Source organism: Pseudomonas alliivorans, from assembly GCF_017826695.1.
Taxonomy (GTDB): domain Bacteria; phylum Pseudomonadota; class Gammaproteobacteria; order Pseudomonadales; family Pseudomonadaceae; genus Aquipseudomonas; species Aquipseudomonas alliivorans.
Map to the genome: position 1 here is coordinate 1 of NZ_JAFFZW010000003.1, position 21,231 is coordinate 21,231.

Genomic DNA, 21,231 nt, shown 5'->3' on the forward strand with positions numbered 1-21,231 from the left:
AGTTCAATGATGGACTGGCACCCGCTCAGTACGAGAAAAAACTTAACGTCGTGTCCGGGATCAGTTGACCACTACACTTTTGGCCATTCTCTGCCGATCATGGCTGTTGCCGCTGATGCAGAATTGAACCTACTGCCGAAATTTCGCTCCCTCGACTGGATAGATTTCCCTATTAATCTTTCGCTGAGTCATTAGTCTGGAGGCAGAAGGTTTGGTGCAACGGGGCGCAGATGTCATTTCACGGGGCGCTCATCGTTAGACGACCCACTCAATCAGAACAGCAGAGTGCGGGTGTGGGAAATTCAGGAGCGGGCTCAGCCAGCAAAGCATTTAGAGTGCTGGAGTATATGATGATCCACTATACAGAACCTGCCACGATCCCGGCAGAAGCTCCGGGATAGAGGCCTACCAAACACTTTGTGACTTGTGACAACCTTTATTCTATGCAAACACTGCTGATCCTACGGAATAAAGTCTGTCGGATCGAGCCCAGCAATTTCAGGGGCCAGCCGGCGTACTAATCAGAAATAAAGTCTGTCGCGACACCTAGTTTTAGAGGTTCTGCTGTTCAACCTACTAAATAAAGTCTGTCGAAAACGCGCAACTTACTGATTTTAAATGCTTTTTTCGGTCATAAAACAGCAGGCGCGCCGAGCGCAAATACACTGAGTTTACATCAAGCTCGAAGACTGCGAGCCTTCTGAACTCAGTGGCTCACCATGCAACTTATCTCCTCCGTCACCGCAGCCAACGGAATCGGCCAACCTACTGAGCCTTGCGGTGAGGCTGGTCAGGGGCAAGCCCTCATAAACCGTCGGTATCGCATACAGAGTTTTATATGCTACCTCTAAGCACTAAAGCCCCAATTACACAACAGTAATCTCAGGGGGTCGCTCGAGCTCAGCTTCTAGATTCGTTTAAAGATTGGTACCCATTTAGGATTTTCTCCGGTACACCAGATAATAGGCAATGTATTGTTCGGGCAATTATCTTTAAATACAACTAGTAACTGTGAGTCGGCGTAACCCAATGGATGACGGGACTGGAGCTTTGACCCATATTTGCGTGCCATTACTTGTGCCTTATGCTTATCCCCCTCATCAAATAGCTGTGACACCTGTGAAAATGCTCTGTCCCCTTCGTCAAGGACATCACAAACCTTGAGCTCTACACGAAATGGAAACTCACCAGAGTCTATAACTTGTAAGACTTTTTCTACACCACTTCGAAGTCCGCATATAACCCCGACCACTACTAGGATATCTCTTTGCGAAATCATCTCTCCCGCCGCCTCGCTAAACTCCCGGAGGCAGTCAATCATAGTAGTGCCAGAACCAATTATATCATCGATAAAGACGACTGCTTTAGTTTGCTCGTCGCCGCTCAAAGCCTTCGGTATATCAGCAGAGCTCTTTACACCATTTGAAATAATTCCATTTTCGGAAACATACATTCTCAGATAGGATGAACCGCTTTTAGAAGGTGGACCGAAAGCACTAACAATAATATCGCGCCTGGAACGCTCTCCGCTCTTAACAGAGTAAACAACTTCTCGCCTGACCACATCATGTATTATTTTTAATTTCTCTCTGACTCTAGCCTCTCCATAAAAATTTATATTTTCTAGAATCTTGAATGCTAGACAACGCTCTGCATTACTCTCGAATTGAGCTAGCCACGCTCTAATTTCGCTTGAGCCCACTCTGCGCCCTCTATAGAGTTCCCAACTATCTGCTAATGAAATCAAGCTGGAGTCTGGTATATATGCAGCGCTCTCTCTCGCCTCAAAGGCACTCAGCGCTTCTTCATCAGCAAATGCAGCCCTTAATGTATGAACGCCTTTCTCTACTAACCATCGTTCAAATAGCTTTGGCTTAATTCTCAAACTACCTTCTTCTTCGACGAGAATATTTCGGCTAACGAAACTATCAAGTATTTCCTTTTGCACGCCAAAGTCTGCCCCCCCAAACATCATTTTTTTATCTACAGTGCCATACTCACGGAGTTTGTCAGCAAAAGATATCAAAAATCTTCTACGTTCCGTCTCTATAAGATCTCGTCGCTCAGGATCCTCTACTCTGATGCCATCACTCCAAAAATGATTTAAATTAATCGCCTCCATTGTTTGTACGCTATCCCTGACGGCATCTTCAATCTCATCCGCAGAAATAAATGAACACCGTCTATCACACATTTTCTTATATAGAACTTTCGCGACAAACTTTGTATAAAATGGGTTACCTTCGGTTGCTTCATAAAGTTTCAAAATTGCCTCATCGCTATACTCCATAACGTCACGCACCGGCGTTACCAGAAGCTCTTTAAAGTCTTCCCAGTATTCTGACTTATTAAAGTAACCGACATTGGACGCATCAAACTTGTTCAATTTATCCGTACTCTGCATGATAACTCCCATATTCTCACCACCTACTAGTATTAGGGAGACTCGTCCTTCACCACTTTCACCGCTGAAGCTTCTCAAATTATGAAAAAAAGAATCACCCTCAATAGTATAAGGATAAAGCTGAGACGGAATTTCATCGAATTCGTCTATTATTAAGACGATTTTAAGATCAGGATGTGCGTGAACAATATCTTCTATACAAGAAACTAGTGGAGATAAAGATGAGTCTACTTTGTAGCTTTCTGGATCAATTGAAACATGCCGAGCTAACGAGCGAATGACCTTATCGCCTAATGATTTTATAAATCGACCCGGTGAAGTCTTATCGAGACTTCCAGTTTCAATAAAGATCGCGATGTGATTGGCTTTAGCCTTAAATCTATTCTGTATCGTCTTAGCCAAAGAAGTCTTACCTACCCGTTTCTGACCGTAAATTATTGAGGACTCGCCCTTTCTCAAAGAAAGTTTAGAGTAGATATTCTCCAGCATATCTTTACGGCCAATCAGCTCGTCTTCGCTGTCGACAGATTCCAAACTGTACGGCTGTAGGTACTTTATTTTCTGCCAATCTAAAGTTCCATTCTGAGGGATGATGAGGAGTTCAAAATCGATCTCAGTTCTTACACCAGAATAGTCTGTCCAAGACATTAAACCCAAAATGCTTGGTGTTCTATAGGCGTCACAATTCGACCTCATGTTTACAATAAACTCATGTATCCCTACATCCAAAGCCCCCAAAGACAGCTCTTGAGATTCAACTTCAATACTGCTGTCCACCTCCAAAATATTTATTTGAACGTTGTATGCAATGCCTGGCCCAACATTGACCAAATTCATTCTATAAGAAAACACCTCACCTGTCGTGTGAAGAGGATATTTCCTGTCCGTTCCGGCTATTACCAATTCGGCAGACTGTTGTGATCCACTAAGCTCAAAGTGCAGCGCAGTCACAGAAAGCACTTCATGTATTATTTTACTAACAAATGTTTCAACGTATATATTCGCCCCGTGCCTACGAATATCCTCGTCATATTTTGTAATTACGTCCTCAAGCCTTGAGAAAGATTTTGATGAATTTACCCTATCAGATTCAATGTAACCATCTAAAGCATTGAATACTTCAGCCACACGCTCAGGCGACACTAAGGATCTATCGTAAATTTGACTCTCGGAAAATATTTTCGTTAGAGGACTACTCAAAAGCTTTTGGTATCTACGACGGACCTCCGAAGCAGTTTCCACGCTAATCATTGATCCAGCTAAATCTTCGAACTGTCTTAATTGAGTTGATTCAACCTCTTCCATTTTCCGAAAAAGATCATGATTAGCGATTTTTCCTGTAAGCTTCAATATCTTATAAATATCTTTAGAATAAACATCATCCCACAAGGTCGAGACTTTTAGCCGTAATGCAGTATCTTCCCAAAGAATCTTAGAATGTTGACTAACAACTCGTAGCAAACAAGAGGCTACCATTTTTTTTATAGCTTCGCCGTTAGCGGTGTCAAAAACTGAAACTAGTGGGTGCCTTTCATCAAGGCCTAAGTAAAGACATATCCTTCGAAAAAAAACATGCAACCCTTCAATTGAGTTAGCTTTCGTGAACTCTGCGAAATCTTTTTCTATTTCGTTACTTCCTACAGGTATACCTTTCATCGATGTCCCTTTCAGATAAATTATGCAGTTATTAAAACCTTAGATTGCGCATGCAATGGCGTAGGCGTAGGCGTAGGCGTATTCAAAATACTGGTAGATGTCTGCATGTCCCAATGATCGTCAGAGATTTCGCCCCACGGGTCATCGCTACATATAAATCCTTCGCATCAAGCGAGTCGGCATGGAGAATGACGGCGTGGTCATACTCAAGTCCCTTGACTAACAACGTCGTTCCAATCAACTTGCGGTGGTTGATCGGCCGACCGGAGTGCCTCATTTCACGCTGATACAGGACACCAGCCTCCACTAGCGTCGCAACTTGGCCATCAATATGGATCTTGATGACGCTGAAGAAACGATAGAGCAAATCACGGCGATAGGCTGAAGTTTCAGGGTTACTCTTTAATGCATGAAAAAAAGCCTTGAGATTGCTGCTGGACGGAACAGTCAGATAGTCATTTGCCGCCTGGAGTACCAGCGGATATTTGGTAGTTTGGCGAAGCTTGGTCACCTCGCCTCGTCTAGTGCCTGCCGTTAACGTGCCAGGTACGCCTGTAAAGCATTTCATCGCAAACGTCACAGCGAGCAGAAAGCCATCCTGAGCGCTCTTTACAGCCCCTAGCTTTTTAAAGAATAAGTGCAGATCTTTCCCTTCGATTTCCTCGATTGACGAAAAGCGTCCGGCCATGGATTTTGCCAAGAGATGCGTTTTGTTCTTGGACTGCTGATCGCCACCGTGCAGGGCGATGACGCTCTCATTATGGTTCAACAGCCCACACAGCGCTGAGTACTGTTCAGCGACTAGATACTCGGGCTGGGTGTGGGCACTGATTACGCTTGGTGGCAGTTTGGCAAGAAGGTCAATCTTTTGGCCGAGCTCAATCTTTCGCCTTGTCTCTTTTAGCCACTCGCCAAGGGCTGGACTCTTCGCGTTGATCCACCGCCAAGGGACCTCCAACTGTCCCAAGCAATAAAATTCGGGATAGATGCTGGCTTCCCAATCAACGGGCTTGCCGTCGTCAAAATCGAATATGGCTTGCAGGGGGTCACCCAAAATCCGGCTCGGGAGGAACTCCGCCAGGCTACACACCAGATCGTGTTGCAGGTCTGAGCAGTCTTGATACTCGTCGACGTAGAGACCTATGTAGCTTGACGACACCGCCTCACGGATGAACCTTTTGCCCAGCAAACGGGTGCAGCACTCGTACAACTTACACCACTGTTTACTGGTCGGGTTTTCAATTTTCCACCCTGATGCCTTCGGATATGCCAAACAGAGGCGAAGTGCCCAACTCGCGATCGTATCGACTTGGTACTGGGAACCGCGAACGCCCAAGTTTGCCATCTTCATTTTTATCGAGTTCACGCCGGCAAAGGTGTGCGTCAGGATAAGCTGCCGGCCGCTGGACGCTCGCACCGCCATTGCGATGAGATGAGTCTTTCCAAACCCCGCTGGCGCGATTACATAGCCCTTGGAGGTACAGTCGTTGAGCTTGATTGCGAGGTCTTCAGACACGCTTGGCCCACTCCCAAAGCCTTCCCAACTCTACGGCGAGATTTGTTTTGCCGAACATGGGATCGTTGAAAGCAGCACTCACCGACTTGAACCACTGATCGCCTCTAGTAGTGTCCTTGAACCACCCCGCACTCTTTGCTGCAGCACCAATTGCAGTCCGCAGCTTGGGGCTATCCCGCCACTCGCTGATGTCAGGGTCGAGCACGTCCTGATACTGCGATCGCACTTGATCGTATACCGAGTAGAAAAGTTCGACTCCGGCAAGCGTCAAACTGGCAAGTACGGAAGCCCAGGGTAGATCTGCAAAAGCCCGTTCCTCAAGCGAAAGTTTGTCGCTCCAGACGTAGGTGGGAATTCCTAACGCCACAAGCCCAGCAGCATCAGCGGCTGAGAACTGCTTCTCGGCATCGCCATCAGCTAGCACCGACACGTCATAGCCAAGTTTTTTGAAAGCAATGGCCATGCCCTTCACTTTGCTGGCTCCCTTGGCGTCCAGCAACGCCACACCGTGATACGACAATGGATCTTGCCCATTCTCGAGTTGGTGATCGTCAAAGCCCCTTATGAAACCTACCTCGGTAGCGCCTTCACATACGACGACCTTTTTGGCCAAGAATGCTTCAGCGCTAGAACGAATCTTCCCCTGAACCTCATGCTCTTCGAGGCCCTTCTCGGCAGCAGAGACGATCGTCACGACCCCGCCCTTGCTGTGGACGATATGAAGGTCCTGCACCGTGAGTTCGCGAAGCACCATGGGCGAATGAGTGGTTAGGAAATACTGCCCACGTTTGTCCTCCCTAATGTGCTTGACGAGACGCGTAATGCGATGGGGCTCGAGGCCGAACTCCAACTCATCGAACAAGGTGATATGGCCTTCCTCCAGACCTGCTTTCTGGATTCCACACTGAAGCATTCGGCGAGATCCCAGACCTAACTGGCGTAACGGGATTTCGCCGTCATGCAGGGAAAGACCGCCAACTTTCAGGTTGATGGACGCCAAGTCGAGATGGGCCTTATAGGCATCAAGTACAGGGATACCCAAGAGCTTCGCAATCTCTTGTGATTTGGTTGCTGCATTGTCGAAGTTTGTCAGGGTGACAGCGCGGTCGACGTCGAGTGAACCTCTCGCGGTCCTCGATGCATTGGCCAATAGCTCGCTCAAGCTCTGCGCCGCGGTCAGCTTGGCAAGAGCAGTTCCGTTTGCCCAGGAAAGCTCTCGTTCACTAAATACTCCGATGAGGCCCACGCCGACCTTGTTTCTGTCTGCCTGCTTGAACTGCACTCCGTCAGGATTGCGATCACACACGACTGTCCACTTCGGCTCCAGGTCCTTTTCGACGGTAAGCCGGGCGGTCACTACGCTTTCAAAATGATCATCTGGCTCGTCATGAAGCTTCTGAGCTGCAGCATCCCAGCCCCTCAGGTGAAGTCCGTACTTATTGAGTGCACAGAAGTCATCTGCCAAATGCCCAATTGTGATCTCAATTACAATGGGATCAGCGATCTTGCATTGGTAAAAATCTGAGTCGCTGAGAGCAAGATTCCACTGGGGATGGAACGTGTAACGGATGGCTTCTAGGATGGTGGACTTTGAGGAGTCGCCCTTGCCTATAAGGCAAAAAATGTCGGCTGTTGGCACGTTCCAATCAAGCGCTTTCACCCCTCGAAAGTTCTTGATCACGATCTTTCTGATTTTCACCGACCGGTATCCTCTGATCGTCATCTATGAGTGAGGCGAAATCCATTAGTAGCGCCTCACCTGGCTCTAAAGGAGAGCTGCGGGAGTGGCCATTCGCCTTACCCATCATAGATGACATCCAGCGAGCCGGGGAACTCGCCGCACGAATCCGTCGAAGATCGCATTATCCCGCAGGCTTGGGGATACTTACTGGAGAGGAATCACAGCGAATGTCGATCACCCTCAGTTTTGTAATCGAACAGCAGTCATATTAGCCCTTTGCTGCTCCCTGACCACAGCCTGCTGATCTATTCGCGTCTGGATTTGAGTGTAGAGTTGAGCCCGCTCGTTGTCGCGGTCGGCCACCGTAACCACCAGTGAATACTGTTCCTTTTTCTACAGCCGAGGGATTCCAGTCACGATCCTGCATGACTACGACCACAACCCACTTCTCGCCGGGTAACGGCGTGGTTGTACTCAAGGTCTTAGGCCCGCAACGTTGCTCCAATCAGCTTGCGATGGTTGATCGATAGCTCCGAATGCCTCATTTCGCGGTGATAGAGATGACCGGCCTCCAGCGTCGCGGCTTGGCCATCAGTATGAATCTCCAGCACGTTGAAGAAGCGATAGAGCAAACCACGGCGGTAGGCTGCTGAGCACCCTAGATTCTGTAATTAAACCGCAGTCATCTTGGCCCCTAGCTGTTCCCTGACTACAGCTTGCTGATCTATTCGCCTCTGGATCTGGGTGGAGATTTGAGCCCGCTCGTTGTCGCGGTCGGCCAAGCGCTCCCCGTGGCTTGTCGCCTTGGGTTGTATATAACTTGAATGGTTTCTAAGCCATGTACTTTGGACTTAAGCGGCTGCAGAGGTTGTCGTGACGTGTGAATGAGTTTGTTGATGTCTTCGGTCAGGATGCTATAGGATCAGATCAGGAGATGGCATTCCTCCTGTAACCGCCTTCGTGCTGATGATGCCTACGTGAACCCTAGACAGGGTGCGTAGGTGCGCTCCCTGTCCCAATCGAGGATAGGACATGATTCCCCATCTCATATCTTTCTGCATACCAAGCCTTCGCGGTTTCTCAGTTCTATCGCAATTTATTGGTAGGGATTGAAGCGATGTTGAAATCACTGTTTGCGATAGCCGTAGGAGCTTCCCTCGGCGCCTGGATACGCTGGGGATTAGGTATGCGACTGAATGCTCTGTTCCCGACAATTCCTCCGGGAACAGTCATAGCCAATCTTGTTGGGGGGTACATCATCGGTCTCGCGCTAGCATTCTTTGCTTCGACTCCTTCGGTCAGCCAAGAGTGGCGCCTCCTGATCATGACTGGCTTTTGCGGCGGTCTTACAACCTTCTCTACGTTTTCCGCAGAAACGCTGACGCTAATTCAAGAAGGTCGAATTGTCTGGGCGTTGGGAGCCATCGGCATCCATGTCACGGGATCGCTGGTTATGACTGCACTCGGACTGCTGACATATCAATATTTGAGCTCAAGCTGAGGTGCTAATCATGAAAGGCTTCCTGGTCGTTTTCTTTACTCAACAAAATCGCCGTTATAAAGGAAAAATGTTGGGGGATTGGGTTGTAGACCTGGCGAAAGATCTGGGGCTTCGGGGGGCCACTCTTTCAACAGGCATTGAAGGCTTCGGCCAAACAGGTAAATTACATTCCGCGTATTTTTTTGAGATGGCTGATGAGCCGGTGGAAATTCAGCTCGCCATCACGGAGGACGAGTGCGACAGTCTTTTTCAGAGATTAGAGGCAGAGCAGATTAGCCTGTTCTACATAAAGTCTCCCATTGAGATGGGCTTTGTCGGTCAGGGCGAGATTGAGTCACACCAACCAAAACCCGCTAAAGATTTGGGGTGAGCTAGCTTGATGCTATTCACGGAAATGCCCGCCGACAGAGCATCTTCCCTGACCAAGCCTGCGGCATCCGTAACAAGATTTTACATTTTCATCGCAGCTCGCTAAGATCGATCCATTGGAGATGGCATTCCTCCATTAACCAACCGCTGCGCCCGTAGCAGCTGATGATGCCTACAGAAACCTGATCAAAACAGGTCTGTAGGCGTTCGCGCTCAGAATCCCACTTTTGGTCAGGCCCACTTACTTTTTGTGGCTGGCCAAATGTCTAAACTTCGACGACCTGAACAACTCGACTTACTGCCCTACATAGCAAAATGGCTTGCGCTTGCAGGTCTCGTGGCTCTGTTGGCGGGTTCTGCCTCTGCGCTATTCCTCTTCTCTTTGGATCACGCCACGCAATGGCGGGAAACTCATCGCTGGGCGATCTGGCTACTTCCTGTTGCTGGCTTCGTCGTGGGGCTCGCCTACCATCTGATGGGTAAACCGGTTGATGCCGGAAACAACCTGATCATTGATGAGATCCACGATCCTAAAAAAATTATTCCTTTGCGCATGGTGCCGATGGTGCTGATCGGAACCGTGGTTTCCCACCTCTTCGGTGCATCTGTTGGACGTGAGGGTACGGCAGTGCAGATGGGCGGCGCTCTTGCCGATCAACTGACGCATGTCTTCAGGCTACGCCGAGAAGATCGTCGGGTGATTCTCATGGCCGGTATCAGTGCAGGCTTTGCCTCCGTTTTCGGCACCCCTCTTGCCGGTGCTTTGTTCGGGCTTGAGGTTTTGGCTATTGGACGCATGCGTTACGACGCGCTCTTCCCTTGTGTGGTTGCGGCCATAGTTGCTGACCAAGTGGGGCAAGCCTGGGGAGTGGTTCACACGCATTACGTCATCGGCGAAGTAGTTCCCGTGCAGCTTTGGAGCGTCATGGCTGTGGTGGCAGCAGGGATTGTCTTTGGCCTCACCGGTCTGCTATTCGCTACAGCGACCCACAAGCTCGGGGCCTTCGTTAAGCGGCTTATCACCTATTCACCATTAAGGCCCTTCGTCGGCGGCCTGCTGATCGCAATCGCTGTGTGGACACTCACTGGCAATCATTACATCGAGGTCGATAAGTACATCGGTTTAGGCATTCCAAGCATCGTCCAATCCTTTCAAATGCCAATGGCTCCTTGGGATTGGTTTGGAAAGATGGTGTTCACCGTCGTATCACTGGGCACTGGTTTCAAAGGCGGCGAAGTTACACCGCTGTTTTACATTGGCGCCACCTTGGGGAACGCGCTAGCGCCCCTGTTACATCTTCCCTTCGGCATGCTGGCTGGTATCGGTTTTGTCGCCGTCTTCGCTGGTGCAGCTAATACGCCGCTGGCAACCATTGTCATGGCAATGGAACTGTTCGGGCCTGAAATCGCCCCCCTCGCGGCCATTGCTTGTATCGCCAGTTACCTCGTATCCGGGCACACCGGGATCTATCACGCACAGCGCGTTGGTCACAGCAAGCATCACCGTCCGCTGCCGGAGGAAATCCGGCTCTCCGATATCAAGCAGTTCCACGCACAAACTAAATCTGAAAACGAGCGGAAAGTGGCTCTGGAGGGGGAAGAGAAATGACCGAGGATCGTCAAGATCGCCTGACAGCTTTGCAACTCTATTTCCCTGGCGCTAGTCGCGCTCGGGTTACCAGCTTCTGGCACCACCTGAGCGCACCTGCGCTAGCCCAGCACCTCCTTAAAGTTGCTCAGAAAGCAAAAATCGAGCAGGTCATGCTCAAGACGATTTCGGCAGGTTATTTGCCGGGGCATCGCATCTCGCATCATCACCCGGAGCTGGGTGATATGCGTCACCCCCAGTGCCTGGAACTGCTGGATACAGAGGACAAGCTGCGCGCCTTCCTGCGCGATCACGCTGACGAATTACGCAAGGTGCGAGCAGTCCTCCTGTTATGCGAGTTACCACTTAGTGACGCGTCGTAATTCAGCTTGAAGAAACAGCTCGTAAATGAAGATGCATGGTCGACCGAAGCATCGGTCGCTCTTGCAACCTAAGAGGATTTTCTATGAAAGGCTTTCAACTGACGTTTTTCACTGAACAGAGTACCAACTACCAGCACCTTCCACTGGGAGAGTGGTTGGTCGAATTCGCCAAGCGAGAGGGCGCGTTGGGTGCGACGTTGGTGAGCGGTACAGAGGGGCTAGATCATTTGGGGCATTTGCATACGGCGCATTTCCTCGGCGGTGCCGACCATCCCGTCACGGTGACTATATCCACTGATGAAATTGGGTGCGACAGGTTGCTGGAGGCATTGGCCAAGGAGTCGTTTTCACTGAGCTATATCAAACTGCCCATCGAATACGGTCGAGTGGGCCAGGCGAAAAACTAAAAAACGCACCTTGTTGGACAACCAATAAAAAGGATAAGCGCCATGTACCGAGTTTATAACCTACGTCCACAGCCAGCCCCTGCTAACTGGGCTCGTGACAACAAGCCGCTTCTCGTAGGACTGGTTTTCTGGTCACTTTTTCTGGCCGGCATCGCAGGCAGTCAACAGGTCTCGAGCGAGGGGTGGTACATCGTCACCTCGCTCGAAGGCGCATTGGTCACGCTGCGTATGCCCAGTGAGAAGTCCTGCAAGGCCGACGTAGCCCAGACCTGCGTACCGGGCTACAAGCTGAGAGCACAGCAACGTTGAGCGCGATGGCGGTTGGCAATCCAAAGATGAGATCGCGAAATGGAGCTCACCGACGTCGGCTCATCAAAATCATTTTAGAGAATTGGGAGACCACATGAGCGCAGTGACGCTGAGCATAGTATTCGGGCTTGTGATGGGCAGGTTTTTCACAGGATCCGTCTATGAGTTCGCCGCGCTTTTCATCGTAAGCGTTGGAGTGTCCTTGCTGACCTTTCATCTGCTAAATCAAAGGCGCGTCAGGCTACAAGCCCAGACGGCGTATTGCTGCTCTGTAATGGTTGCTTCAAACCAAATGATGGAGCTTTTCCAGATGGCAAAAAGAGGGCAGTTCATGCCCTTGGTGGGAGAGATTCCTGAACTAATTATTGGAGGCTTCTTGGTTCCCGCAATTGCGGTGTCGGCAGTGCAGCTGTTCAGGATACTCATGGAGGGCTGACGTCCGACATAGAGGCCTCTCAACGGTTTCACATCGTTAATGACGTTCCCGAATCGTTACTTGGAGAAGATCTATGAAAACGCAAATCCAGGCCATTCATGCACGTGAAATTCTCGATTCACGCGGCAACCCTACCGTTGAAGTCGACGTCACCTTGGAGTGCGGCGCCATGGGCCGGGCTTCAGTACCGTCCGGTGCCTCTACAGGCGCTCACGAAGCAGTTGAGTTGCGTGACAGAGATACACAGCGGTACTCCGGCAAGGGAGTGTTAAAGGCCGTTAGCAATGTGAATACCGAAATACTTGAGTCTCTGAGGGGCATGAATGCGATTGACCAGGAACAAATTGATCATTTGATGATTAAGCTGGATGGAACCTCTGATAAATCCAGGCTTGGAGGAAACGCGATATTGGGCGTGAGCCTCGCCATTGCCAGAGCGGCGGCTTCTGCGCTGAACTTGCCCTTGTTCCAATATCTGGGCGGCGAACAAGTAGCAAGAATGCCCGTCCCGATGTTCAATATTCTCAATGGAGGTGTCCACGCCAACTGGCAAGGCCCTGACTTTCAGGAATTCATGATTGCACCTACAGGGGCTGGCAGTTTCAAGGAAGCCTTGCGATGGGGCGCCGAGGTGTACCACGAGCTGAAAGCGGTGCTTAAGGACGTCGGCTATTCAACAGCGGTCGGAGATGAGGGCGGCTTTGCGCCGGCACTCAAGAAAAACTCAGACGCCATTGAGCTGATCATCAAGGCAATCGAAAGGGCTGGTTACGCCTCTGGATCTCAGATCGAGATCGCTATCGATCCAGCATCCAGCGGCTTCTATGAAAACGGGCTTTACCATCTGCGCTCTGAGGGTCGTAAGGTCGATGCTCAAGAGCTGATTAGTCTCTATTCCTCCTGGGTCGACAAGTATCCGATTGCGGTACTGGAAGATGGCCTCGCGGAAGACGATTGGTCAGGCTGGAAGCTATTGAATGCTGCTCTGGGTGGCCGGATCGAGTTGGTTGGAGATGACCTATTTGTCACCAATGTCGAACGGATTCAGCGAGGCATCACAGAAAACGTCGCCAATGCCGTATTGATCAAACCTAATCAAATCGGAACGCTGACTGAGACCAAAGCCGCCATCGAAATGGCCTATGGGGCAAATTGGGGGGCGATGGTTTCTCATCGTAGCGGGGAGACGGTGGACAGCTCCATCGCTGATCTGACTGTCGCGATGGGGACTGGCCATCTCAAGACAGGAGCTCCATGCCGGGGGGAGCGGGTCGAGAAATACAATCAGTTTCTGCGAATAGAAGAGCATCTTGGCAGCCGTGCGTTTTATGCAGGACATGATGCATTCGTGCGCTGACGGCCTATCGCCGGTAAACCTGTTGGACTGGTTACCGTAAAAAAACGAACCACGTATAGCTGTTGGCAAAAATGTCAGTGGCACTGGCCTTTCCTAGACGCTTGGAGATATGAGCATGAGCTACACGGATATTCCAGCTGGTAACGCGATCCCCGATGACTTCTTCACCGTTATCGAGATTCCTGCAAACCACTCGCCGATCAAGTACGAGGTGGACAAGCCAAGTGGACAGATCTTCGTTGATCGCTTCCTCAGCACGCCGATGTTCTACCCGGCTAACTACGGGTTCATTCCAAATACCTTGAGCGATGACGGCGATCCTTTGGACGTCATCGTGATTTGCCCTTACCCGGTATCACCTGGCGTTGTCATCCGCAGTCGCCCAGTAGGTGTGATGTACATGACGGACGAAGCTGGTGCGGATGCCAAGGTAATCGCAGTGCCTCATGAAAAACTCAGCTCTATGTACAGCAATGTAAAGGAATGCTCTGACCTCCCAGCATTACTCCTCGCACAGATTCAGCACTTCTTCGAAAACTACAAAGCGTTAGAGCCGGGTAAGTGGGTGAAAATGGGCCGCTGGGGGAGCGCAGACGAAGCGCGGGAAGATATTCGTAAATCGGTAGCGGCCTATAACCTGAAGAAGGAGGCTTCCAAGTAGTGTTACTCAATCAGAAGAGCGCAGAGCAGGAAATTTCTCTGAAGGTAAGAGAAGACTTTTTGCTGCTGCCGAAAACTGCTGAATTGACGCGCTGGGTAATGGCCCAGTCCACGGGCGAAAGAACATTACCGTATTTCGATCCACTGGATGGCGGCGTCTTCGCAAGGGTATTGATCTTGTTGGAATCGCCCGCTCGAACGGTCAGTCTTCCACGGTATGTCTCAAGAGACAATCCGGGGCCTGCACAACGCAACCTGAAAGGTTTCATTGAGCAGGTTGGACTGGCACGTCACAAAACCGTCCTTTGGAATTTGTACCCTTGGTTACCAGATCTCGATAAGCCCAAGGGTCCGCTCCGCAGAGCGCAAATTGAGGAAGGTATCGAGATGCTGATCACGCTACTGACGCTTTTCCCTGATCTCGTCACTATCGTGTTTGCCGGACGTGTTGCCCAGAAAGCCATACCGCGTGTTCGGCTCGCCTTCCCTAATTTTTCATTGCTGGAAATGCCACACCCAAGTCCCCTTTCTGTTTGCACTCACCCGAATGTTAGGCAGCGCATTTTGTCCACACTGCGTCACGCCAAACAGTCGATCAAGTAGCCAAAGGCTCAGGTTTTGCTCGCCTTGCTCAGCGAGTGGATACACGGCGAGACGAACAAGTTGCCGCGATAGGCACCAGCCAGGGTTTTAGCCGCGACGATCATCCACATGACAGTCAGCATCAACACCAGCACCACGCCAAAGAAGCTAAAGAACGTGAGGTGCAGCATAGAGCCCAATTTGAGGGTTGTTACAGCGTACACTCCCAGCGGAAAGGTGAAGCCCCACCAGCCGAGGTTGAAGGGAATGCCCTCCCTGAAGTAGCGCCCGGTAATTAGCAGCGCCAATACCATCCACCACAATCCCAGCCCCCAGAACAGCACACCACCGATCAAGCCAATGCCCTCGGCTACGCCGCCGATGCTTGCCATTCCATGAGCAGCAAAGATTGCTGGAGCATCGTTGCCCAGCAGCAACATCCCCAAAGCCCCGGTACCGATCGGCCCTAAAGACAGCCAGCTCGATGCTGCCATGCTTTCATGAGGTAGTTTGTGCAGCGCCATGCGCAGTAACAGGATCACCAGTATGCTCAAGGCGACGGGCACCGAGTAGGCCCACAGCACGTAGCTGGTGATGAGCATGGTGAACTGTGCGCTCGCATCAGCGAGGTGCGGAGCCAATAGACCGCCACTGGCGGCAGCCACCTCAGCCGCAACTACTGGCAGCAGCCATACTGCTGTCATCTGATCAATGCTGTGCTGCTGGCGAGTAAACATCATATACGGGATCAGCACCCCGCAGGCCAATGCCATGGTGACATCGATCCACCACAACACTTCCGCTAAAGCGACTACCCCACCCCCCCAGCGTGGCAAACCATAAAGGAGAAAACCGTTGATGATGGTCGCCAATCCCATGGGGATAGTTCCAAAAAACATCGATACAGTGGAGTGGCCGAAGATCTGTTTGGCCTCGTCGAAGAACAATACCCAACGGCTCGCGTACATCAGCGTAAACAGGCAAAACAGCACGATATTAAAAAACCACAAGGCTTCCCCTAACGCTTTGGGCCACTGCGCAACAAAGGGCAGTTGGCCCAGAGCCAGCGCCAGAATCCCGGTGCCCATCGTGGCGGCGAACCAGTTGGGTGTGAACTGCCGGATCGCTTCTCGTGGATTGGACAAAGCCGCCAGTGGATGGCTGCCGCCCATTATAGCTGCGAGTCGTGTCTCACTCATTTTCGCGCTCCCGCTTCAGTGTGCCTTCAATATGACATGGTTGAAGTATAGCTTGATGGGCATAGCGGTAAAAACGGATAGTATAGGTTTATATTACCTATTAAGAAGGTAGATTACTTGAAGCTAAGCCTACGCCAGCTACAAATTTTCTGCGCCGTCGCGCAGCACGGTAGCACCACCAGCGCCGCCATTTCGGTATCACTGTCCCAATCTGCAACCAGCGCCGCACTGAACGAGTTGGAAAGCGCCTTGGATACCAGGCTGTTCGACCGTGTAGGCAAGCGTTTAGTGCTGAACGATAACGGCCATGCCTTACTGCCTCAAGCCAGAAGGATGCTTGAGAATGCACAACAGATAGAGGCCAGTTTCTTACCCGGCCATGCCGGGCTGAAGACACGCTTGCGGGTAGGATGCAGTACCACGATAGGCAATTATGTTCTGCCATTAATTCTCGGTGAGCTACGTCAATCAACACCACATTTGAGGGTCGATGTCGACATGGCCAACAGCATGGCTATCGCAAGAAGAGTCGCTGATTTCGAGATTGATATGGGCCTGATCGAGGGGCCTTGCCACCTGCCCGAACTCAGTGCCGAGCCTTGGCTTATTGATGAGTTGCTTATTGTCGCAGGCCAACGGCACCCCTTGGCACTAAAGCAGCAGGTCACACTTGATGATCTTCGTACCGCTGAATGGCTACTGCGCGAGCCAGGTTCTGGTACCCGTGAAGAAGTCGAACAATTGCTGCTGCGTCATTTGCACGATCTCGCCGAAACGCGCCAGATCGGCAGTTCGGAGGCCATCAAGCATACCCTCGCACAAGGCATCGGCATCAGTTGCCTGTCCCGCTGGGTCGTTCGGGATCTACTGGCCTCTGAAGTTCTGGTTGAACTGCCGCACGCGTTGCCTGCACTGACCCGACGTTTTTTTCTGATCCGCCACCGGGACAAATACATCTCGCCTGGGCTTGAGCGATTCTGGGAAAACTGCAGTCAATTCGTGAGCCAGGAATAGCTAGACCTATTTATAAAACAGGTAAGAGCTACCAAAACAAGTTGTTTGCGGAATTTATCAACGACGCATAAAGTCAACTCATTGCCTTGCAGCGATGAACGAGTTGTATATGCCAAGGCGCGACTGGATGCCTTGCTTACCCTATGAGGAAACTCTGATGAATGTGATAAAGAAAACCGTCACAGCCCTGACGTTGGGTGTTGCGTTGGCCGCATCGATGAGCGCGTGGGCCGCGCAAGATCGCTGGACGTTTGACGGCGATATTCACAACAACTCGCTGGCCGTCAGCCCTGATGAAACGACGGCGGTGGTCTCTTACAGTCAGCGTCCAGATGTAGTGGTTTATGATTTGAAAACCGGTAAGGTTCGCCAGGTTCTCACCGGCTACGTCACGCCGCGAAATATTGTGTTTTCGCCAACTGGCGATGTGTTCTACCTCTCCGACAGCAGTTTGGGGGTCGTGCGCAAGATTGACACCAAGACTTTAAAAGTGATCGCAGATATTCCGTTGGGTGCAGGTGCTTTTGGTACCACACTCAGCAAGGACGGAAGCCTGCTCTACGTCAACAATGAAGCGGCCAGCACGCTGTCGGTCATTGACCTTGATCACCAGCGGCCAGTAGCTGTGGTACCTGGCTTCTCCCAACCGCGCCAGGGCATCCGAGTAAGCCCTGACGGCAAAACCGTCTATGTCACCAACTTTCTTGGGGACAAAATTACCTTGGTCGACAGCAAGACCAATACGATTGAAGGTGAGATCACTGGCTTCAACAAGTTGCGCGCCATCTCCATATCGGCGGACGGCAATACGCTGTACGCGGCTAACAGCGGCAGTAACAGCATCGCAGTTGTCGACACTCAAAAACGCGCCATCACAACCACCGTCATGGTTGGCAAAGACCCCTACGGCGCAGCCCTCACTCCAGACGGGCTGCACGTCTACTCGGGTAACCTCGGTGACAACAGCCTTTCAGTGATCGACACCAAAACGCTGAAAGTGACCACCACTGTGACCGGTTTGAAGGCACCCCGCCAGGCCATTGTCTTCACCAAAGACAAGTCGAAGGCGTATGTCCTCAATGAGGACTTGAGTATCTCCACAGTCAATCTCGCCAGCAACAAGGTGGTGTCGACGCTCAAGGCCGACTGATTGAACAGCGCAGGCCTTCATGGGGGCCTGCTGATACTCCACGACCAAGTGAATAATAATGAGTGAAAATGATGAGTCCTGGATGATGGATCGCCGTCGCTCATTGAGATGAGCCAATGATGCTTGACCGTGAGCGTCGCTTTGCTCAATTGAGGAAGGCACAGGGTCGGGGGGGGGGGAGCCCAGCATTCCAGCAAAAAATGATATCGGGACGTTTTTTCTACGGAATCGAATTAACCTGTTTGTGGCTCGTCTATTGTCTGATCGCTTGCCGTTTCAAAAGCAGGTGGGTCTTCTAAAAATTAAAAATGACCAAAGGAAATACATATGTTCAAAAAGATGATTCTCACCGTCGCTGTTGCCGCCAACTGCATGTCGGGTTTGGCGCTCGCCGATGCGCCAGTCAAGCTTGCTGAAACGGACAAGGGAAAAGTACTCGTAGACGCGAAAGGTATGACTCTTTATACCTTCGGTAAGGACACCTCGGGCAAGTCGGTCTGCAATGGGCCATGCGCTTCAAACTGGCCACCTTTACCGGTATCCGCAGACGCGAAAGCGGGTCATGATTACTCTGTCGTCACTCGAGACGATGGCACAAAACAATGGGCATACAAAGGCATGCCACTTTACAGCTGGGTCAAAGATACCAAGCCAGGGGATACAACCGGTGACGGCGTCAACCAAGTCTGGCACGTTGCCAAGCCGTAACGTCAGATAATTAATAGGCTGGCTTACGCCACTGGCTTTGTCAGTGGCGCAAACCAGAAGAATACACACCTGATATTTTCGCCAACATACAGCCGCCGCGCCTCATAAATCTTTGATGGATCATTTCAACGAAAAATGAGGCCGAGGTACGGTACACCTTGGACGTATTCCCGTAACGCCAGCCTGGGGTATGAAGCATCCAGAAACTAAGCCGCATCTACACAACCCACCTGGATCACCTCTGGACTGTTGAACTCCAATAGGGGCTAGCAGCGGGACTGGGATTTATTACGGTTTCAACCCACAGATCTGATTAGGTAGGATGATCCAAGGAGCATAGCAAAAAACTTAATTCCGTTAAGGAAAAATTACTTAAAAAATCTGATTTAGTTGTATTTGACCACCTGCTTGCATTCAACTTGACCAATTGCATTCGTATTCCCCACCTGGATAAGCGTCAGATGCTCTTACGGCCGTTTGCGAATTTTGATTCTTCGCATTGATTCGCCTTTCAGTTCGATGATGTGGGACTTGTGAACGATACGGTATATGCGTCCGGCCAAGTCATCTACCCAGCCCCGAAAAGCCAAGACATGGTGTTCACTTAAATTAAGTGGACACCAGTTCTAGCCTTTTAAGCGGGTATTTCGTGCAACCAACACGCCGTTCCTACTCCAAGTCCTTCAGAGCCCAAGTCATTCAAGAGTGTGCCCAGCCTGGTGCTTCGATTGCCAGCATCGCACTCAGCCATAACCTCGTCCACAAATGGATTCGGCCGCAATCGCAGAAAAGCACAGCGCTGCAACCTGCATTTATTCCATTAGCGATTTCGCCCCCCGGGTTCCAGCGTCTGCAAGGCTCGCTGATTCACTCGACCACTGGGAAAGCTTCCCGAGCTAACCGCATCTATACCGAGGCGAAGGTGTCCAGCACCCAGGCTAGCTAGGATAGGGCCGCATGCCTGAGCAACCAGAAACGGTCGAGTGAGCAACTCCATTCGCAAGTCGTACCCTGCGCACTGAACAACGCAAGAGGCCGCGTGCCACGGGGAGTCTTGAGAATGCCGTTAAAGCTCCGTACAGTGCAATTGTGACGATGTGGCTTCACGCTTTCCCAAATCCTCCATCTACAGCACCACGATAACTCTTGGACTTGCAGCTCAAAATCGAATGCAAACGAGCGGTCAAGTCTGTGCAATGACGCAACTGCCGAGATTGAGTACCCAAGTATTACTGAGTGATGACTTTGAGGGCCTCAAAATGACCATGCCGAATGAACGCACCCAAGCAGTCATCCAAACGGGGGAATTTCTGCTCGAGCTATCCCAAGATTCATCTTTGCCCGAACGGATACGCCGTGACGCCAAATTTCTCCTGCGCCACTATCCAAATCCGTTTCAGATGCTGCTGGCGGGTCGGATCGAAGAAGCGTCAGATCCTGACGTGTCCCCAATGGGTCCGGTTTTCAGCTCTTCTACCGAAAGCAGCTATCACTCCCCGGTCACTTACGCTACAGACGCGAAAGTCCCCAGATGAACGATTGGGATAGAGCTATCGGAGCCCTGGCTGCTGCTCGAAAAGTCGTGTTTTTCACCGGCGCCGGCGTCTCTGCTGCAAGTGGGATTCCAACATTTCGCGACAAGCTCACAGGCTTTTGGGAGAAGCATGCCCCTGAAAAGTTGGAAACAGCACGGGCTTTTCGAGAGAACCCTCAACTGGTCTGGGGATGGTACCTCTGGCGGCGTTCCCAAGCTGGCCAAGCCCAACCAAACGCCGCTCATCTTTCGATTAGCCGACTGGCGAGCACCGGCATACAGGTTTCAGTTATCACTCAGAATATTGATGACCTGCACAAGCGCGCGGGATCTCAAAACGTTGTGCATTTGCACGGCAGCTTGATCAATCCGATCTGCTTTGCCTGCAAGCGTCCGGCTGAACTCACAACTGAACAACTCCAGGTTTCTGCAGAAGGACAATGGGTAGAGCCTCCACGGTGTACCCGGTGCAATGGGAAACTCCGACCCGGAGTTGTGTGGTTTGGAGAGGATCTGCCTTCAGGATGTTGGAAAGCAGCATTGGCTGACGTCAAAAGTTGCGACGTTCTGATCTCCGTCGGGACCTCAGGAATCGTCAGGCCTGCGGCGGATATACCTGAAATCGCGTCGACATCTGGCGCGACGGTCATCCACGTAAACATTGCAGACGTTTGCCTAGGGGCTCCAAACGAGCTGATGCTCATGGGTTCGGCCGAGCAAGTGTTGCCTGCGCTGTTGCTGGCCACACCCTCTTCATAGGACTGACAATGTCTTGGG

At 51.0% G+C, this 21,231-nt stretch carries 21 protein-coding genes and 2 riboswitches; of the genes, 17 read left to right on the forward strand and 4 right to left on the reverse strand.

What is annotated here, in order from left to right; all coding sequences use genetic code 11:
- On the forward strand, positions 1-195 hold a 195-nt coding region (locus tag JTJ32_RS09065), incomplete at its 5' end, for a hypothetical protein (protein ID WP_210041853.1).
- Between the two features lie 712 nt (positions 196-907).
- Here the strand turns inward: JTJ32_RS09065 and JTJ32_RS09070 are convergent.
- The 3 genes from JTJ32_RS09070 to JTJ32_RS26525 all read right to left on the reverse strand — a co-directional run bounded on the left by JTJ32_RS09070 (position 908) and on the right by JTJ32_RS26525 (position 7,275).
- On the reverse strand, positions 908-4,060 hold the full coding sequence (locus tag JTJ32_RS09070; protein ID WP_210041854.1) for a phosphoribosyltransferase-like protein: 3,153 nt from the start codon (positions 4,058-4,060) through the stop codon (positions 908-910).
- 82 nt (positions 4,061-4,142) lie between these two features.
- A complete protein-coding gene (locus JTJ32_RS09075) occupies positions 4,143-5,576 on the reverse strand; it encodes a UvrD-helicase domain-containing protein (protein WP_053481446.1) in 1,434 nt (477 codons plus the stop codon).
- Positions 5,569-7,275: an ATP-dependent nuclease gene (locus JTJ32_RS26525; protein WP_057006708.1), complete on the reverse strand. Its 1,707-nt coding sequence runs from the start codon at positions 7,273-7,275 to the stop codon at positions 5,569-5,571. The genes JTJ32_RS09075 and JTJ32_RS26525 overlap by 8 nt, the downstream gene beginning before the upstream one ends.
- A 903-nt stretch (positions 7,276-8,178) precedes the next feature.
- Positions 8,179-8,240: riboswitch (Fluoride riboswitch) on the forward strand.
- A 134-nt stretch (positions 8,241-8,374) separates the two neighbouring features.
- On the opposite strand from JTJ32_RS26525, the gene crcB reads away from it, so the two are divergent.
- The 10 genes from crcB (at position 8,375) to JTJ32_RS09130 (ending at position 14,870) form a co-directional block, all read left to right on the forward strand.
- The gene (crcB, locus tag JTJ32_RS09085) at positions 8,375-8,758 is read left to right on the forward strand and encodes a fluoride efflux transporter CrcB (RefSeq protein ID WP_057006259.1); all 384 of its coding nucleotides are present in this window, start codon (positions 8,375-8,377) and stop codon (positions 8,756-8,758) included.
- Between the two features lie 10 nt (positions 8,759-8,768).
- The gene (locus tag JTJ32_RS09090; protein ID WP_057006707.1) at positions 8,769-9,128 is read left to right on the forward strand and encodes a DUF190 domain-containing protein; all 360 of its coding nucleotides are present in this window, start codon (positions 8,769-8,771) and stop codon (positions 9,126-9,128) included.
- A 108-nt stretch (positions 9,129-9,236) separates the two neighbouring features.
- Positions 9,237-9,309: riboswitch (Fluoride riboswitch) on the forward strand.
- 80 nt (positions 9,310-9,389) lie between these two features.
- Positions 9,390-10,736, forward strand: coding sequence for a voltage-gated chloride channel family protein (locus JTJ32_RS09095; protein ID WP_053481450.1), 1,347 nt, complete (start codon positions 9,390-9,392; stop codon positions 10,734-10,736).
- A complete protein-coding gene (locus tag JTJ32_RS09100; protein ID WP_053481451.1) occupies positions 10,733-11,098 on the forward strand; it encodes a hypothetical protein in 366 nt (121 codons plus the stop codon). The genes JTJ32_RS09095 and JTJ32_RS09100 overlap by 4 nt, the downstream gene beginning before the upstream one ends.
- Positions 11,099-11,181: 83 nt before the next feature.
- Complete coding sequence (locus JTJ32_RS09105) at positions 11,182-11,505, forward strand: DUF190 domain-containing protein (RefSeq protein WP_053481452.1); 324 nt, start codon at positions 11,182-11,184, stop codon at positions 11,503-11,505.
- 42 nt (positions 11,506-11,547) lie between these two features.
- The gene (locus tag JTJ32_RS09110; RefSeq protein ID WP_057006255.1) at positions 11,548-11,814 is read left to right on the forward strand and encodes a hypothetical protein; all 267 of its coding nucleotides are present in this window, start codon (positions 11,548-11,550) and stop codon (positions 11,812-11,814) included.
- 94 nt (positions 11,815-11,908) lie between these two features.
- Positions 11,909-12,250, forward strand: a complete 342-nt coding sequence (locus JTJ32_RS09115; protein WP_057006254.1) for a hypothetical protein — start codon at positions 11,909-11,911, stop codon at positions 12,248-12,250.
- Positions 12,251-12,323: 73 nt separating this feature from the next.
- Complete coding sequence (gene eno / locus JTJ32_RS09120) at positions 12,324-13,607, forward strand: phosphopyruvate hydratase (RefSeq protein WP_057006253.1); 1,284 nt, start codon at positions 12,324-12,326, stop codon at positions 13,605-13,607.
- A 115-nt stretch (positions 13,608-13,722) separates the two neighbouring features.
- Complete coding sequence (gene ppa, locus JTJ32_RS09125) at positions 13,723-14,268, forward strand: inorganic diphosphatase (protein WP_057006252.1); 546 nt, start codon at positions 13,723-13,725, stop codon at positions 14,266-14,268.
- Positions 14,268-14,870, forward strand: a complete 603-nt coding sequence (locus JTJ32_RS09130) for a uracil-DNA glycosylase (RefSeq protein ID WP_003317532.1) — start codon at positions 14,268-14,270, stop codon at positions 14,868-14,870. The genes ppa and JTJ32_RS09130 overlap by 1 nt, the downstream gene beginning before the upstream one ends.
- An 8-nt stretch (positions 14,871-14,878) precedes the next feature.
- Here JTJ32_RS09130 and JTJ32_RS09135 read toward each other — a convergent pair whose 3' ends face one another.
- The gene (locus JTJ32_RS09135; protein ID WP_010428856.1) at positions 14,879-16,048 is read right to left on the reverse strand and encodes a TDT family transporter; all 1,170 of its coding nucleotides are present in this window, start codon (positions 16,046-16,048) and stop codon (positions 14,879-14,881) included.
- 117 nt (positions 16,049-16,165) lie between these two features.
- Between JTJ32_RS09135 and JTJ32_RS09140 the strand changes: the two genes are divergently transcribed.
- The 6 genes from JTJ32_RS09140 to JTJ32_RS09165 all read left to right on the forward strand — a co-directional run bounded on the left by JTJ32_RS09140 (position 16,166) and on the right by JTJ32_RS09165 (position 21,213).
- Entirely contained in the window at positions 16,166-17,062 is an 897-nt protein-coding gene (locus JTJ32_RS09140) for a LysR family transcriptional regulator (protein WP_017709553.1), read from the forward strand.
- A gap of 157 nt (positions 17,063-17,219) precedes the next feature.
- Positions 17,220-18,212 carry a YncE family protein gene (locus JTJ32_RS09145; protein WP_057006251.1) on the forward strand — a complete coding sequence of 331 codons (993 nt, stop codon included), beginning with the start codon at positions 17,220-17,222 and terminating at the stop codon, positions 18,210-18,212.
- A 327-nt stretch (positions 18,213-18,539) separates the two neighbouring features.
- A complete protein-coding gene (locus tag JTJ32_RS09150; RefSeq protein WP_053481456.1) occupies positions 18,540-18,920 on the forward strand; it encodes a COG4315 family predicted lipoprotein in 381 nt (126 codons plus the stop codon).
- 649 nt (positions 18,921-19,569) lie between these two features.
- Positions 19,570-19,866 carry a transposase gene (locus tag JTJ32_RS26745; protein WP_408004592.1) on the forward strand — a complete coding sequence of 99 codons (297 nt, stop codon included), beginning with the start codon at positions 19,570-19,572 and terminating at the stop codon, positions 19,864-19,866.
- A gap of 250 nt (positions 19,867-20,116) precedes the next feature.
- Positions 20,117-20,455, forward strand: a complete 339-nt coding sequence (locus JTJ32_RS09160) for a BPSL0761 family protein (protein ID WP_282955812.1) — start codon at positions 20,117-20,119, stop codon at positions 20,453-20,455.
- Positions 20,452-21,213, forward strand: a complete 762-nt coding sequence (locus tag JTJ32_RS09165) for an SIR2 family NAD-dependent protein deacylase (protein WP_082638307.1) — start codon at positions 20,452-20,454, stop codon at positions 21,211-21,213. The genes JTJ32_RS09160 and JTJ32_RS09165 overlap by 4 nt, the downstream gene beginning before the upstream one ends.
- Positions 21,214-21,231 lie beyond the last annotated feature (18 nt).

Coding starts and splice junctions, on each gene's coding strand:
- JTJ32_RS09070 (WP_210041854.1), bottom strand. CDS start 4,060: ATGAAAGGTATACCTGTAGGAAGTAACGAAATAGAAAAAGATTTCGCA.
- crcB (WP_057006259.1), top strand. CDS start 8,375: ATGTTGAAATCACTGTTTGCGATAGCCGTAGGAGCTTCCCTCGGCGCC.
- JTJ32_RS09090 (WP_057006707.1), top strand. CDS start 8,769: ATGAAAGGCTTCCTGGTCGTTTTCTTTACTCAACAAAATCGCCGTTAT.
- JTJ32_RS09095 (WP_053481450.1), top strand. CDS start 9,390: ATGTCTAAACTTCGACGACCTGAACAACTCGACTTACTGCCCTACATA.
- JTJ32_RS09100 (WP_053481451.1), top strand. CDS start 10,733: ATGACCGAGGATCGTCAAGATCGCCTGACAGCTTTGCAACTCTATTTC.
- JTJ32_RS09105 (WP_053481452.1), top strand. CDS start 11,182: ATGAAAGGCTTTCAACTGACGTTTTTCACTGAACAGAGTACCAACTAC.
- JTJ32_RS09110 (WP_057006255.1), top strand. CDS start 11,548: ATGTACCGAGTTTATAACCTACGTCCACAGCCAGCCCCTGCTAACTGG.
- JTJ32_RS09115 (WP_057006254.1), top strand. CDS start 11,909: ATGAGCGCAGTGACGCTGAGCATAGTATTCGGGCTTGTGATGGGCAGG.
- eno (WP_057006253.1), top strand. CDS start 12,324: ATGAAAACGCAAATCCAGGCCATTCATGCACGTGAAATTCTCGATTCA.
- ppa (WP_057006252.1), top strand. CDS start 13,723: ATGAGCTACACGGATATTCCAGCTGGTAACGCGATCCCCGATGACTTC.
- JTJ32_RS09135 (WP_010428856.1), bottom strand. CDS start 16,048: ATGAGTGAGACACGACTCGCAGCTATAATGGGCGGCAGCCATCCACTG.
- JTJ32_RS09145 (WP_057006251.1), top strand. CDS start 17,220: ATGAATGTGATAAAGAAAACCGTCACAGCCCTGACGTTGGGTGTTGCG.
- JTJ32_RS09150 (WP_053481456.1), top strand. CDS start 18,540: ATGTTCAAAAAGATGATTCTCACCGTCGCTGTTGCCGCCAACTGCATG.
- JTJ32_RS09160 (WP_282955812.1), top strand. CDS start 20,117: ATGACGCAACTGCCGAGATTGAGTACCCAAGTATTACTGAGTGATGAC.
- JTJ32_RS09165 (WP_082638307.1), top strand. CDS start 20,452: ATGAACGATTGGGATAGAGCTATCGGAGCCCTGGCTGCTGCTCGAAAA.